Annotated in this window: 18 protein-coding genes; 11 read left to right on the top strand and 7 right to left on the bottom strand. The window is 70.1% G+C overall.

Features of this window, described 5'->3' with window-relative positions:
• Positions 1-12 precede the first annotated feature (12 nt).
• The 3 genes from GC092_RS10625 to GC092_RS10635 are packed head-to-tail and all read right to left on the bottom strand — an operon-like array spanning position 13 to position 2,156.
• The gene (locus tag GC092_RS10625; protein WP_324011853.1) at positions 13-654 is read right to left on the bottom strand and encodes a UdgX family uracil-DNA binding protein; all 642 of its coding nucleotides are present in this window, start codon (positions 652-654) and stop codon (positions 13-15) included.
• A 14-nt stretch (positions 655-668) separates the two neighbouring features.
• On the bottom strand, positions 669-1,529 hold the full coding sequence (locus GC092_RS10630; protein ID WP_324011854.1) for a Rieske (2Fe-2S) protein: 861 nt from the start codon (positions 1,527-1,529) through the stop codon (positions 669-671).
• A 27-nt stretch (positions 1,530-1,556) separates the two neighbouring features.
• Positions 1,557-2,156, bottom strand: a complete 600-nt coding sequence (locus tag GC092_RS10635; RefSeq protein WP_324011856.1) for an NADPH-dependent FMN reductase — start codon at positions 2,154-2,156, stop codon at positions 1,557-1,559.
• A gap of 155 nt (positions 2,157-2,311) precedes the next feature.
• On the opposite strand from GC092_RS10635, the gene GC092_RS10640 reads away from it, so the two are divergent.
• Positions 2,312-2,707, top strand: coding sequence for a TraR/DksA family transcriptional regulator (locus GC092_RS10640; protein WP_324011858.1), 396 nt, complete (start codon positions 2,312-2,314; stop codon positions 2,705-2,707).
• 30 nt (positions 2,708-2,737) lie between these two features.
• Here the strand turns inward: GC092_RS10640 and GC092_RS10645 are convergent, their stop codons facing one another.
• Entirely contained in the window at positions 2,738-3,145 is a 408-nt protein-coding gene (locus GC092_RS10645) for a VOC family protein (RefSeq protein WP_324011859.1), read from the bottom strand.
• Positions 3,146-3,204: 59 nt separating this feature from the next.
• On the opposite strand from GC092_RS10645, the gene GC092_RS10650 reads away from it, so the two are divergent.
• From GC092_RS10650 to GC092_RS10670, 5 genes are all read left to right on the top strand, one after another.
• The gene (locus tag GC092_RS10650; RefSeq protein ID WP_271173353.1) at positions 3,205-3,360 is read left to right on the top strand and encodes a hypothetical protein; all 156 of its coding nucleotides are present in this window, start codon (positions 3,205-3,207) and stop codon (positions 3,358-3,360) included.
• Between the two features lie 49 nt (positions 3,361-3,409).
• Positions 3,410-4,192: a histidine phosphatase family protein gene (locus GC092_RS10655; RefSeq protein ID WP_324011860.1), complete on the top strand. Its 783-nt coding sequence runs from the start codon at positions 3,410-3,412 to the stop codon at positions 4,190-4,192.
• Positions 4,176-5,057, top strand: coding sequence for an ADP-dependent NAD(P)H-hydrate dehydratase (locus GC092_RS10660; RefSeq protein WP_324011861.1), 882 nt, complete (start codon positions 4,176-4,178; stop codon positions 5,055-5,057). Before GC092_RS10655 ends, GC092_RS10660 begins: the two co-directional genes overlap by 17 nt.
• 7 nt (positions 5,058-5,064) lie before the next feature.
• Positions 5,065-5,715 carry a M23 family metallopeptidase gene (locus tag GC092_RS10665; RefSeq protein WP_324011862.1) on the top strand — a complete coding sequence of 217 codons (651 nt, stop codon included), beginning with the start codon at positions 5,065-5,067 and terminating at the stop codon, positions 5,713-5,715.
• A 69-nt stretch (positions 5,716-5,784) separates the two neighbouring features.
• Positions 5,785-6,486 carry a haloacid dehalogenase type II gene (locus tag GC092_RS10670; protein WP_324011863.1) on the top strand — a complete coding sequence of 234 codons (702 nt, stop codon included), beginning with the start codon at positions 5,785-5,787 and terminating at the stop codon, positions 6,484-6,486.
• A 49-nt stretch (positions 6,487-6,535) separates the two neighbouring features.
• Here GC092_RS10670 and GC092_RS10675 read toward each other — a convergent pair whose 3' ends face one another.
• A complete protein-coding gene (locus tag GC092_RS10675; RefSeq protein ID WP_324011864.1) occupies positions 6,536-7,252 on the bottom strand; it encodes a lysophospholipid acyltransferase family protein in 717 nt (238 codons plus the stop codon).
• A gap of 120 nt (positions 7,253-7,372) precedes the next feature.
• Here GC092_RS10675 and GC092_RS10680 point away from each other — a divergent pair, with 120 nt between their 5' ends.
• Entirely contained in the window at positions 7,373-8,434 is a 1,062-nt protein-coding gene (locus GC092_RS10680; protein WP_324011865.1) for a flavin-containing monooxygenase, read from the top strand.
• A gap of 7 nt (positions 8,435-8,441) precedes the next feature.
• Complete coding sequence (locus GC092_RS10685; RefSeq protein WP_324011866.1) at positions 8,442-9,074, top strand: TetR/AcrR family transcriptional regulator; 633 nt, start codon at positions 8,442-8,444, stop codon at positions 9,072-9,074.
• A 26-nt stretch (positions 9,075-9,100) separates the two neighbouring features.
• On the opposite strand, the gene GC092_RS10690 is transcribed toward GC092_RS10685, so the two are convergent.
• Both GC092_RS10690 and GC092_RS10695 read right to left on the bottom strand, forming a co-directional pair.
• Positions 9,101-9,328: an alpha/beta fold hydrolase gene (locus GC092_RS10690; protein WP_324011867.1), complete on the bottom strand. Its 228-nt coding sequence runs from the start codon at positions 9,326-9,328 to the stop codon at positions 9,101-9,103.
• Positions 9,329-9,472: 144 nt separating this feature from the next.
• Positions 9,473-10,747, bottom strand: coding sequence for a histidine kinase (locus GC092_RS10695; RefSeq protein WP_324011868.1), 1,275 nt, complete (start codon positions 10,745-10,747; stop codon positions 9,473-9,475).
• Positions 10,748-11,004: 257 nt separating this feature from the next.
• Here GC092_RS10695 and GC092_RS10700 point away from each other — a divergent pair, with 257 nt between their 5' ends.
• The 3 genes from GC092_RS10700 to GC092_RS10710 all read left to right on the top strand — a co-directional run bounded on the left by GC092_RS10700 (position 11,005) and on the right by GC092_RS10710 (position 13,085).
• Positions 11,005-11,655 (top strand): response regulator, encoded by a 651-nt coding sequence (locus tag GC092_RS10700; protein WP_324011869.1) that lies wholly within the window; start codon positions 11,005-11,007, stop codon positions 11,653-11,655.
• Positions 11,656-12,033: 378 nt separating this feature from the next.
• Entirely contained in the window at positions 12,034-12,444 is a 411-nt protein-coding gene (locus GC092_RS10705; RefSeq protein ID WP_324011870.1) for an RDD family protein, read from the top strand.
• Positions 12,445-12,455: 11 nt separating this feature from the next.
• On the top strand, positions 12,456-13,085 hold the full coding sequence (locus GC092_RS10710; protein ID WP_324011872.1) for a hypothetical protein: 630 nt from the start codon (positions 12,456-12,458) through the stop codon (positions 13,083-13,085).
• Positions 13,086-13,098: the final 13 nt, after the last annotated feature.

Here is a 13,098-nt window from a genome sequence, read left to right on the forward strand (position 1 = left end):
ATCGGGGAAGGGTCATCCGTGAGCGATCCGGGCGGCGGTCCGCAGATCGTCGACGAGGCGGTCGAAGGCCGTCTGCCGATCCGTCGCCTCGCGGATGCGCAGCAGGCTCGACGGGTGCGCGGTCACGATCGTCGGCGTCGCCGAGGCGTCCGCCGACTCGAGCACCGTGCCGCGTGCCTCGCCGATCTTCACGGGGGCGCCGAGAACCGACCGTGCGGCGGTCGCGCCGAGCGCCACGATGGCGGATGGCCGCACGAGGGCGATCTCGGCCTCGAGCCACGGTCGGCAGGCGGTGAGATGGCCGACGGCGGGCTTCTCGTGGACGCGCCGCTTGCCGCGCCGCTCGAAGCGGAAGTGCTTGACCGCGTTCGTGCGGTAGACATCCTCATCCGGCACGCTGGCGGCATCGAGGGCGTCCGCGAGGACCCGGCCCGCCGGGCCGACGAAGGGCTCCCCCTCGAGGTCCTCGCGGTCGCCCGGCTGCTCCCCCACGAGCATGAGACGCGCCGCGGCCGAGCCGCGCGAGAACACGACTTGCGTCGCGTCCTCCCACAGCTCGCAGCCGCGGCACGTCTCGGCAGCCTGCCGAAGGCCGTCCAGATCCGCTCCCTCGGGAACCCACTCCCCGGCGCCGGGGCGATCGATGTCGGCCATCGCCATCCGTCCGATCAGGCCGCGCGCACGAGCACGCGGCCGCCGTCGACCCGCACCTCCCAGCGCGGCTGCGGCACGCTCGCGGGGCCGCGATCGACGCTGCCGTCGTCGAGGCGGAAGCGGCTTCCGTGCCAGGGGCACGTGACGCAGCCGCTCGGGTCGAGCTCGCCCTCGTCGAGCGGCCCGCCCGCGTGCGTGCAGGTGGCCGAGAGCGCGTGGAGCTCGCCGCGCTGGCGCACGAGCAGAAGCGGCGTGTCGCCGACCGTCACCCTGTTGAGCTCGCCCTCGCGGATCTCGTCGTCGGCCGCGACGTCGTTCCACTTCCGGGTCGTCTTCTGGAACGCGGTGTGGTTGACGCCGATGCCCTTGACGTAGGACAGGTGCCCGCCGAGGTAGGCCGATGCCAGCGTGACGCTCACCGCGACGAGACTCAGCGCGACGCCGACGCCCCGGTGGCCGCGTCGGCGCGCCACCCACGATGCCGCCTGCAGCACGGAGGCCGTGCCGTTCGTCGCCGCGTGCACGAGGCCGACCCGCTTGTCGGGTCCGTACGTGTCGGACCAGTCCGCCGCGCCGGCGAGCGCCGTCGGCGCCGAGGCGACCAGACCGAGTCCGACGAGCTTGCGCGAGGCCTCCGCGCTGTCCTCGCCCCCGAGGAGGTCGAGGGCCGTCGCCGCGCCCCATGCGCCGATCGGCAGGTCGGTCAGGACAGGGTGCAGCTGGTGGCCGAGCCACGAGCCCGACAGCGCGTTCTTGACGGGAGCGGCCTTCGTGACGGCCGCGACCCATCCGCTCACCTTCTCGACGATGCCGTCGAGCTCCTTCGCCTTCCCGATGCGCTCGACGAGGTCGTTCACGATCTTGGGTGCCTGCATGTCGTTCCCTCCTTCGTCTCGCGCGCGTCAGTGCATCGTGTCGGGGTCGGAGTCGCCCATGTGGCCCGGCAGCGTCACCGAGAGCACGCGATCGACGAACGCCGCGTACTCGTCCATGTAGTGGCGGAGGAACTTCTCCGTGCCCTCGTCGGCGACCTCGCCGTCGTCGCCGTAGACCTCGGGCTTGAACGTGATGTAGGCCTCGGGCGCGTTCAGCTGCGGTGCGTCGAGGAAGCTCAGCACGCTGCGCATCGACGACTGCATGACGGCGGTGCCGATCGCTCCGACCGATGCGCCGATGATGCCGGTGGGCTTGCGGGCGAAGGAGTTCTGACCCCACGGCCGCGATCCCCAGTCGATCGCGTTCTTCAGCGGCGCGGGGATCGAGCGGTTGTACTCGGGCGACACGAACAGCAGCCCATCCGACCCCTCGATGGCGGCCTTGAACTCGGTCACCGCGGGCACCGGGTCCATCTCGTCGTCGCGGTTGTACAGCGGGAGGTCTCGGATGGGGATCTCGGTGAGCTCGAGGCTGTCGGGCGCGAGGCGGATGAGCGCCTTCGCGAGCACGCGGTTGATGGAATCCTGCGAGAGGCTGCCGACGAGGTAGCCGATCCGATGGGTCATGACACGCTCCTTCTCGTTGCGGGTCACTTCGGTATAGCGCGTCGGCCCCCGGCATGTCACGGGGTTGCGCGTTCTCGCCGATGTCGGCATGCGGCCGCGGATGGTCGATGTCGGTGCTGCGTGGAAGGCTGGCGGGAACGACGGGAGGAGAGGGCATGGCAGGTCCCGAGGAGGCGGCCGCGCTCACGCCGGGCGACCTCGCGGAGCTCCGCGAGCTGCTCGTCGACGAGAGCCGACGCGCCCGCGCGCAGATCGCGTCCCTCACGGGCGCGTTCGACGACATCGTGGGTGCCGTCGACCACACGGCGACCGACGACGAGCACGACCCCGAGGGATCGACGATCGCGCTCGAGCGCTCGCAGACGAGCGCGCTGCTCGTCTCGACGCGCGCTCACCTCGCCGACGTCGACCTCGCCTTCACGCGCATGGACGAAGGAGCGTACGGCGTCTGCGAGAGCTGCGGTCAGCCGATCGCCCGCGAGCGGCTGCTCGCCCGGCCTGCTTCACGCACGTGCGTCGCGTGCGCGGCCCGCGCGCAGCGGCGGCGCTGATCCACCGGATCGCCGGCGGCCGTGCCCTCGTCAGGACGCGTCGGCCGGCGGATTGTGCATGAACTCGAGACGGATGCCGCTGTCATCCTCGACGAACGACGCGTAGTACCGGTCGGTGTAGCGCGGGTACTCCTTGGGGTCGCGCACGGGCGTCCACCCTGCGGCGAGCGCGATCGCGTGCATCCGGTCCACCTCCTCGCGCGAGTCGACCGCGAACGCGAGGTGCTGCCATCCGACCCGCCCGTGACGGTGGGGCCCGCTGTCGGGCTCGCGGGGCGGATAGATGATGAACTCCGTGTCGTCGCCGCGCTGCCAGGAGACGGAGCTGCCGTCGTCGAATCCGCACGTGTAGCCGAGCGCCTCGAGGATGGGGTGGTACTGCTCCTTGGCTCGCGCGAGGTCTTCCACGGTGATTCCGAGATGGTCGAGAAGTGCCATGCCCCCAGTGTCGCGGACGACCGCGTTACGCTGTGCACGACGCGAGCGAAGGAGCCGCCATGTCTCGACAGGAAGAGCATCACGTCCCGGCACCGGGCGAGCCGAGCGTGCCCGAGCTGGAGGACGACGAGACCGTCGCGCCGCGACCCGAGGAGGAGATCGCCGACGTGCTGCGGGCCGAGCCCGACGTCGAGGATCACACCCGGAGCGCGTAGTCGCGCAAGGGGTTGCCGACCGGCGGGGGCCGCTCGCTAGCCTCGGACGATGGCACTCCAGCGGCTCATCCTCATCCGCCACGGCGAGAGCGTCGGCAACGAGGCGGCGAGCGCCGCCGAGCGTGCGGGCGAGGAGGTCATCGACCTTCCGTACCGCGACGCGGACACACCGCTCTCCCCGACCGGCGAGGCGCAGGTGGCCGCGCTCCGCTCGGCGCTGCGCGCGCTCGGCGCGGGGGATGCGATCGCCTGGACGTCTCCGTATCGACGCGCGGCGCAGACGGCCGAGCGCGCCCTCGCCGAGCTCGGCACGCTCGCGGTCGCCGACGAGCGCCTCCGCGACCGCGAGCTGGGCGTGCTCGATCACCTGACCTCGCACGGCGTCGTCGCGCGGTATCCGTCGGAGGCCGAGCGACGCGACCATCTGGGCAAGTTCTTCTATCGTCCGCCGGGCGGCGAGTCGTGGGCGGACGTCGCACTGCGACTGCGCTCGTTCCTCTCCGACGCAGCCGGGGCGGCAGCCGCGACCGGCGTCGTGTTCGTGCACGAGGCGGTCGTCCACCTGATCCGGTACGTGCTCGAGGGGTGGGATGAGCGCCGCGTCCTCGCCGCGGCGATCGAGGAGCCCGTGCCGAACGCATCGGCGACGGTGCTCGAGCGGGCGGACGGACGCTGGCGCGCTGCACGCGTCGGCGACGTCGGCCATCTGATCGAGGCGGGCGTCGAGGCGACGCTGCACACTGGGCGCCGGGACGCGCTGCCCAGCAGGGGCGAGATCGATCCCGGGCATCCCGACGACGCGGAGGAGGAATCGCGTGTCTCTGCGGAGTGAGCGGGTCACGCCCCGGCTGCTGCGCGGCTGGGGGCTTCCCGACCCGGGCGACTCGAAGTACTCGCGCGGCACCGTGCTCGTGGTCGGCGGGGCGCTACGCAGCCCAGGCGCCGCCATCCTGGCCGGAACGGCCGCCCTCCGGGTCGGCGCCGGTCGGATCACGCTCGCCGTGGCGCGCTCCGTCGCACCGTCCGTGGGCGCAGCGGTTCCCGAGTCGGGCATCGTCGCGCTGCCGGAGACCGACCAGGGTTCCGTCCGTGCGGAGGCGGGCGCCGTTCTCGTTCCGGAGCTCGACCGCGTGCAGGCCGTGCTCATCGGGTCGGGACTCGACGACATCGAGGTCGCGGGGCGCCTGCTCGCGTCGCTCGCGGCCGAGGCGCCGGAGTCGGTCGTGTTCGTCGTCGACGCGTTCGCTCTCGGTGCGCTCGCGGCCGATCCCGACCTCGCCTCCGCCGTTCGCGGGCGCCTCATCCTCACGCCGAGCCCGACCGAGCTCGGCGTGCTGCTCGACGAGGACGAGGTGAATGCCGGGGATGCGCGCGAGATCCGGCGAGCGGCCCGCGAGGCGGCCCGCCGATACGGAGCGGCGGTCGCGACGCAGTCGCTCGTGGCCGATGCAGATGGCAGCGCCTGGGCCATCCCTGCGGGCGGAGCGGGCCTGGGCACCTCAGGAAGCGGCGACGTCCTCGCGGGCGCCGTCGCGGGGTTCGCCGCCCGCGGGGTCTCCCCCGCTCGCGCCGCCGTGTGGGCCACGTACGTGCACGCGACCGCGGGCGGCGAGCTCGCACGCGGCACGGATGGCGTGGGCTTCCTCGCCGGAGAGCTCGCGCCACGGTTCCCCGGGGTCATCGCGGACGTGAGGTGACAGCGACATGAGCACTTCGATCGATCTGAGATATCCCTTCGCAGGTCGTTGGCTCGCGCGGAACAGTCCGGCGAACCGGGTTCCCAGCCACGGGACGCGGCTGTTCGCGACGGACTACGCCATCGACTTCGTTCCCGTCGACGAGACCGGGCGCACCGCCCCGATCACCCTCGGCTCTCTCGTGAAGCCGGAACCCGTCGACAGGTTCCCCGGATTCGGGCGCCCCATCCTGGCGCCTGTCGATGGTGTCGTCTTGACCGTGCACGACGGCGAGCCGGATCACCCTGCCTATCGCGGGCTGCCCTCGCTCCGCTACGCGCTGACCCGGCGGCGTCGCGCCAGGGCCGGCTGGATCGCCTTGGCCGGAAACCACGTCCTGATCGAGAAGCGCGGCGTCATCGTCGCGCTGTGCCACCTGCGTCAGGGCAGTGTCGCCGTGCGCCCGCGGCAGGAGCTGCGGATCGGTGACGTGCTCGGCGAATGCGGGAACTCGGGAAACAGCACCGAGCCCCACGTCCATGTGCAGGCGCTCGACAGCCGCGACATCGAGCGAGCCGGTGCCGTCGGCATCACCTTCAACGGCACGCTCCCCGCGAACGGCGAGGTCATCGACGCAGACGCGCATCCCCGAGCGCTCGTTCCCCCGTCGGGCTCGTGAAGCTCCGAAGACCCTGCGCGAATCCCGGCGAGCCGGATGCGCTGTCGCGTGCGCCGTTAGCGTGGCGGTGTGGAGCGTGCGCAGAGGATCCCTGACGGCCCATCCGCCCGGCCGCGAACCTTCGTGTTCGACATCGTCGGGACGCTGACCGACGAAGTGGGCACGGTGCAGAGGGTCGTCGCGGAGGTGCTCCGCCTCTCCGACGCCGAGTCGCTCGCCTTCGCACGCGAATGGCAGGCGGGGCTCGAGTCCGAGGTCGACGCCGTCGTTCGCGGCGAGCGCGACTGGGCCGACTACGAGTCGCTGCGCTCGGAGGCCCTGAGCGGCGTGCTGCAGGAGCGGCAGGATCGGCCGGGGCGCGCACAGCTCAAGGCGCTGAGGCGGGTCGGATGCTCTCTGGCCGCTTTCCCGGGTGCCGCCGACGAGCTCACCGCGCTCGCGGAGTCCGCACGCGTCGTCGGGCTGACGAACAGCACGCTCCCGGCGGCATCCGCGTTCTCGGCAGCGGCAGGGCTGCGGTGGCACGCTCTGCTCTCGGCCGACCTCGTCCGGGCTTTCAAGCCACAGCCCGAGGCGTATCGCTTCGCGATCGACGCCCTCGGGCTCATCCCCGAGGAGTGCGTCTTCGTGGCCGCGCATCCGTGGGATCTCGACGCTGCGAAGGGGTTCGGGTTCCAGACCGCGCACTACCCACGACCGCATGCCGACGCGCCCGCGGCGTCGGACACGTACGACTACACGATCTCTTCGCTGCGGGAGCTCGTGAGCTGAGCCGCGCTGCGGCCACGAGGTCGCTGCGCGCGCCGCCTCGCGCCGCGCGTCAGTCCCGCGACGACGCGTTGACGCTTCCCGAGCGCTCCTGTCCGCTGAGTGCGGCGATGGCAGCCATCATGCGCTCGGTGATCTCACGGCGCGCCTTGCCGTCAGGCATGCCTTCGAGGTCGGTGAGGTCAAGCGGCTCGCCGAAGCGCACCTCGAGTCGCGGCCGCCCGGGGAGGAGATGGCTGAACGGCGCGACGGTCCCGGTTCCGATGAGGCCGACGGGCACGACGGCGGCGCCGGTGTCGCGGGCCATCCATGCCGCGCCGCCGTGGCCGTCGTGCAGCTTGCCGTCACGCGAGCGGCTGCCCTCGGGGAAGACGGCGAAGACGCTGCCTGCCCGGAGGATGCTGCTTCCCGCGTCGAGCGCGGCACGGGCGTCGCGTCCGGTGGCGCGCTGGACGGGAACCCCGCCGATCGAGGTGAAGAACCAGCGCTTGGCGCGGCCGAGAGCACCGGGGCCGGTGAAGTATGCCGACTTGATGAGGAACTGCACGGGCCGCGTCGCGGAGGTCGGGATGATGACCGTGTCGAGCGACGCGAGGTGGTTGCTCGCGAGGAGAACGGGGCCGCTCGCGGGCACATTCTCCCGGCCGACGACGCGTGGGCGGTAGAGCAGCCAGAACAGAGGACGAAGGATGACGCGGCCGATGAAGTACACGGCGCCGGGGCGCGGAACCGGCGCCGCAGCGGGAGTCGGCGAGACGGGGGCTGGCACGTCGTCACCCTATCCGGGCCGGGCGCCGATCGCGGTGAGGAGAGCCCCGTTGACGCCGGACCTCTCGCGGCGTAGCGTCGAATTCATACGAAGCATGTTCGTACGAATAGGGAGCGCGCCATGGACACCGACGTCCTCATCATCGGCGCGGGGCAGTGCGGCCTCGCCCTCAGTCGCGAGTTGATGCGACGACATGTGGCTCACGAGGTCGTCGATGCCCGCGAGGCACCCGGCGACGTGTGGCGCGACCGCTGGGACTCCCTGCGGCTGTTCACTCCCGCGCGATTCGATGCCCTTCCCGACCGCCCGTTCCCGGCCGACTCGGCATCGTACTGCCCTCGCGGACGCGAGTTCGCCGACTACCTCGACGACTATGCCGAGGCCATCCGCTCTCCCCTGCGGATGGGCGTGCGCGCGACGCGCGTCGTCGCCGCGCCGGCCGGCGGATTCATCGTGGGCCTCGAGACCGCTCGCGGCGCGGCCGAGATCGGCGCGCGGCGCGTCGTGATCGCGACCGGCGGTCATGCCGAGCCTCGGGTTCCCGCCGAGGCGGCCGGCCTCGACGCCGGGATCGTGCGGGTGCATTCCGGTGACTACCGCCGCCCGGAGGATCTGCCCGGCGAGCGCGTGCTTGTCGTGGGGTGCGGAGCGTCGGGCGTGCAGCTCGGCATCGAGCTCGCGCGCAGCGGGCGTGAGGTGACGGTCGCCGGGCGCCCGACCCCCGCCATCCCGAAGCCTCTGCTCAAGGTCGCGGGCGCGCTCTGGTTCGCGTTCCTTCACCACGTCCTGACGCGTGCGACGCCGATCGGGCGCAAGGCGGCGCCGCGTGCGCTCCGGGCGGGCGCGCCGCTCATCGGCCTCAGCGCGCGGGCGCTTGATGAGGCCGGCGCCACTCGAGCGCCCCGGTTCGTCGCCGCGGTGGACGGTCAGCCGGCGCTCGCCGACGGACGCGTCGTCGCGGTGGACACGGTGCTCTGGGCGACCGGGTACCGCCCAGCACTGGACTGGATCGAGGGCCTGCCCCTCGACGAGCTCGGGCTGCCGGAGCATCGTCGGGGCATCTCGACGATCATCCCCGGCCTCGCGTTCCTCGGGCTGCCCTTCCAGTTCGGGCTCACGTCGACGCTCATCGGCGGAGCCGCTCGGGACGCCGCGCACGTCGCCGCGGAGATCGCGAGATGAGCACGACGTGACGCCGCGCGCATACCGCTCCCCCGTCCGGGCCGAGCGCGCCGGCCGCACCCGCGCGGCGGTGATCGACGCGGCACGCCATCTCCTCGTGACCGAGGGATTCGACCGGACGACGGTGCACAAGATCGCCGCGCGCGCCGGCGTGAACGTCGACACGATGTATCGGGCGGTAGGACGGAAGCCCGACGTGATCCGCGCCGTCGTGGAGTCCGCCCTGTCCGGCACGGCGGAGACGGTGCCGGCTCATGAGCGCGACTACGTCCTGCGGATCAGGGCCGCGGCGACGGCGGGCGAGAAGCTCGACCTCTACGCCGGAGCCGTCACCGCCATCCAGCAGCGACTCGCACCCGTCTTCGCCGCGCTCAGCGACGCCGCTCGCACCGACGACTCGTGTCGGCGGCTGTGGGACGAGATCTCGGAGCGCCGCGCGCTGAACATGCGGGACTTCGCCGCCGACCTGCGCGCAACGGGCGAGCTGCGGGACGACCTCGACGACGAGGCGGTAGCGGATGTCGTCTGGAGCATGAACGCCCCCGAGTACTGGAATCTGCTGGTGGGGGCACGCGGATGGCCCCCCGAGCGCTTCCGCGCCTGGCTCGCGGATAGCTGGAGGCGCCTGCTGCTGGTGTGAGCGGCGCAGCGCGCGTGCCCCGCAGATCAGTCCGCGTGGGCGCTCAGGAACGGGATGACCGCGTCGATGACGGCGGCGGGATTCTGCTCGGCCGGATAGTGGCCCGCTCCCGGGAGGACACGGCCGGTGACGTCGGTCGCGAGGCCCCTCATCCCCTCCTCGACGGCGCTGCCCATGCCGAACTCCCCGCCGAGCGCGAGCACCGGCGTGCGGATCGGGTCGTCGGCGATTCGATGAACGGCACGCGCGTCCACTTCCGCAGTGCGGTAATAGGAGCAGAAGCAGGCACGAATCGCCAGCATCGAGGATCTCGGTTTCGCCCGGTTCGTGAAGTTCTATGACCCTAGCAACAACTTTCTCGGTGCGATCGAGTTCTCCGAGGAAGCCAGCACCCCGAGTTAGTGTGCTGCGCGGCTCTCCGTCGCGACTCTTCGCTCCAACTCCGCACCAGAGGCAGGAACGGTGGCACGGAGGACCCACCCATCCGCGGTGGCTTCTGATTGCAGCTGCCCTCCGTGGTGGATGAGGCGCTGGCGGGCGCGCACGAGGCCACGGCCTCCCCCGCTGCCGCCGACCGCTCCGCTCGCCAACGGCGTCGAGACGTTCTTCACGACGAGCTCGACGGTTTCGGGCTGACGAAGGATCTCCACGCTCGCGGAGCGTGAGTTCGGGGCGTGCTTGAGGATGTTGGTGACGGCCTCTATCGCGGTCTCCGTGAGCGCCCGATCCGCAGCCGGCGTCGCACCGAGCGGAGTGCGAGGCGTGGAGACACACGTGGGGATGTGGGCATCTTTCAACAAGGCTCCGAGGGATGTCACGACGTCGACGATGTCGCCCTCATACCGTGTCGGGCATGAACCCGCGCCGCCAGCACTGGTGTCGCGGATCAGAGACAGCAGGGACTGGATTCTCTCAAGCGCCTTCTCGGCGGAGTCTTCGATCGTCGAGAGGGACACCTGCCGTGCTGCCTCGTCTGGCTGGCGCGGCAGTGCGCGGGCGTGGAACAGCACGAGCGTGAGATCGTGCGCGATCCCGTCGTGCAGCTCATCGGCGATCCGCTCCTGCTCCTCCCGCGCCAGCGTCTCGAGATCTCTCACAACGCGGGCACGTTCGGAGGCGAAGATCGCCTCCCGTGCTGAGACGAGCCGAAAGGTGAGACCCGCTAGGAACGAGATCACTGCGATACCCGCGATCCCGAAGACCCCGCCGTCGGTGAGGGACGAGCCGTTCAGAGCGATGTCCGCGGTGATCACGCCGAGCACCACGACGTGGATCACGATCACCCAGGGTGCGCACGTCGCTGCCACCAGTCCCAGCGCGATTGCCAGCTCGAGAAGGTCGCCGGCGCTGCCGGCCAGCACCGCGCCGAGGCCGCAGATCACCATGACCATGAACGCCGCAGTCAGGGGGTGCCATGCGAAGGCTGCGATGGCGGCATAGAGCATCAGCGCAAGCAAATCTGCTCGGGCGAAGCGCCCGGTGGCGACGATGAAGCCCAGAGCGATACACACCAGGACGCTAACGACGACGATGAGCAGGATGCGGGCGATCGGATGCAGGGATCGCTGCTGCCAGACCTGTCTGGAAACGAGCATTCGGCGCAGAGACGTCCGTCCCGGGTCGGAGAGCGTCAGCTCGCCGCCGGCGCGAGGACGATCGCGCGGTTCAGGCACAGATCCCCAGCACCTTGCACAGCCAGTCGCCGAGGTCGGCATTCGCCCCACTGGCCAGGCGAACCAACGATGCGAGGCTGAACATGGTCGGGGTGTGCATGGTGACTCCTCACGGTCAAGACACGACGTCTGCCCGAGCGGGCGACGGCGTCCCGGTACATGGATGTTCCTCCACACTACGTCGCACCTCCCCAGGGCTGGAGAACCATAGCCCTGGGGCTACAGATTCGCCCTCGCAAGAGCGATAGCGTGAAGAGGTGAGTGAAGTCGTGCGCGTTCTCGTCGTGGACGATGAAGCCCTGGTGCGCCACGCCCTTCGGGCCTTCATCGCTGACGATGCACGAGTCACCCTCGTGGGAGAAGCCCAAGACGGCTCGGAGGTCGTCAAGGCATGCAAGCAGGCTCAGCCGGACGTGGTGCTGATGGACATCAAGATGCCCGAGGTCAGCGGCGTCGAAGCCACCCGTCGTGTCCTGGAGTGGAACCCGCGCTGTCGCGTGGTCGCGCTGACGACGTTCACCACCGAGTGGCGCGCCCTCGAGGTGCTTCATGCCGGTGCTTGCGGATACCTGGTGAAGAACTCCACCCCTGGGCAGATCATCGACGCCATTGTCGCCGCCCACGCCGGCGACCGCGTCGTCTCACCCGAAGTGCAAGAGCGATTCGTGCGCGCCGCGATCGCGTCCGGCGACGGACGCTTCACCGATGGTCCCGCGCTCAGTGACCGAGAGCGGCAGATCATCGAGCTGATCGCGAGGGGCATGTCCAACTCTGAGATCGCCGACGAGCTCCACTACGCCGAGAGCACGGTGAAGGCCGACATCAGGCACATCAACCAGCTGTGGGGTGTCGAGAACCGCCTGCAGATCGTTCTCCGTGCCACCGAGCTCGGCATCATCAACCTCTGACGCGTACGTGCAGCGCGCGAGCAGTCCTCGCCCCGTTCTGGACCCCTTCTTCTGAGTCCCATTTCCCTCGCCTGACCTCGCTCCCGGGGGGGGGCAAAACTCGCATAGTCCCTTGAGAATGCACCACCCTTCTGGAATTCATAGCCCCAGGGCTAGGAAGCCCCGCCAGCTTTGCTGAACCGCCGCGACTCGCCTCAAACTGCGGTGAAGGCACAGTGCTAGCGAACCAGAGGGATCGTCCCCCCGGTGATGCACGCACAAGGCCAGAGTCCGCAGACATGGTTTCCGCGCACGAAGGATGGTTTCACAGTGAATGGGACGAAAGACGCGGAGATGGTCCACTCAGCAAGAGGCTCCGTCAAGGACCGGGAGAACACAATGAAGGTGCTCTGGTGGAGAAGAGCGGGCGACTTCCTTGTGGGGACGCTGATCCCCTGGTCGCTTCTCTCCCAGCTCCTCGGTACCGTCTTCTTCCGCCGGTCCTGGCCGGGCGGATGGGGAGGGGCGCTGGTCGCGACCCTCGCTTTCGCCGCAATCGTCGTGATCGGCTCCGCCTTGTCGAAGGACGGCCAGACACCGTCCCAACGACTCTGTGGATTGCGCGTCCTGACTCTCGATGATCGTGTGGCTGGGCGGGGACGACAGGCGGCCCGAGCGGCCGGCCATCTCCTCGACATGCTGAGTCTCGGGGTCGGATTCCTCTGGCCGCTCTGGGACAGCCGGGCGCAGAGCTTCGCTGACAAGCTCGCGGCCACTGTCGTGGTTCGGGCTGGCACGAAAAACCACTGAGAAGGGAAATCATGAAGAGTGCAAAGATCGCCAACGTCATGCTGGCATGCGTCGTAGCTGTCGGCGTCCTGGCGGGAGCAGCACCCGCCCAGGCTGCGGACACTGAAGGTGCGGTGTCTCAGTTCAACACCGAGGCTGAGCAGGCGCTGAAGACTCAGCTTGACGCAGCCGTGGACACCAACGGCCTCGAGGCTTCGTTCGGGGACATCAGCATCGACGCTGGTCCGGACGTCGTCGCCCTCTACGACGGAGACGCGGACGCGTACGCCGCCGACATCATGGAGGCGTTCAAGAGCGACGCTCCGACACAGGAGCCGAACCGCGTGACTCCGTTCGCGAACTACACCTCCAGTGTCTTCGCCGGTGTCCCCGCGGGCGGTGCCTGCTGGATCAAGCAGGACTTCTCCGCCACCGTGAGCAACTACAAGGTGACGTCGAAGAGCCTGCGTGGCAGCTCCTACCAGGAGGGCGTCTGCGTCTTCCAGTGGTCCCCGAACTACTCGTGGTTCGAAGGATCATTCAACGTCCTGAGCAAGGGCACGTTCCACGCCATCATCAAGGGCGGCCCCGTGAGCTTCGCGGCGACGTTCAAGGCGATCTACACCGTCAACAAGTCCTCACTGACACAGCACGTTCAGTAGTCCGATTACACCA

It is taken from the genome of Microbacterium sp. JZ37 (assembly GCF_035188445.1).
GTDB lineage: Bacteria > Actinomycetota > Actinomycetes > Actinomycetales > Microbacteriaceae > Microbacterium > Microbacterium barkeri.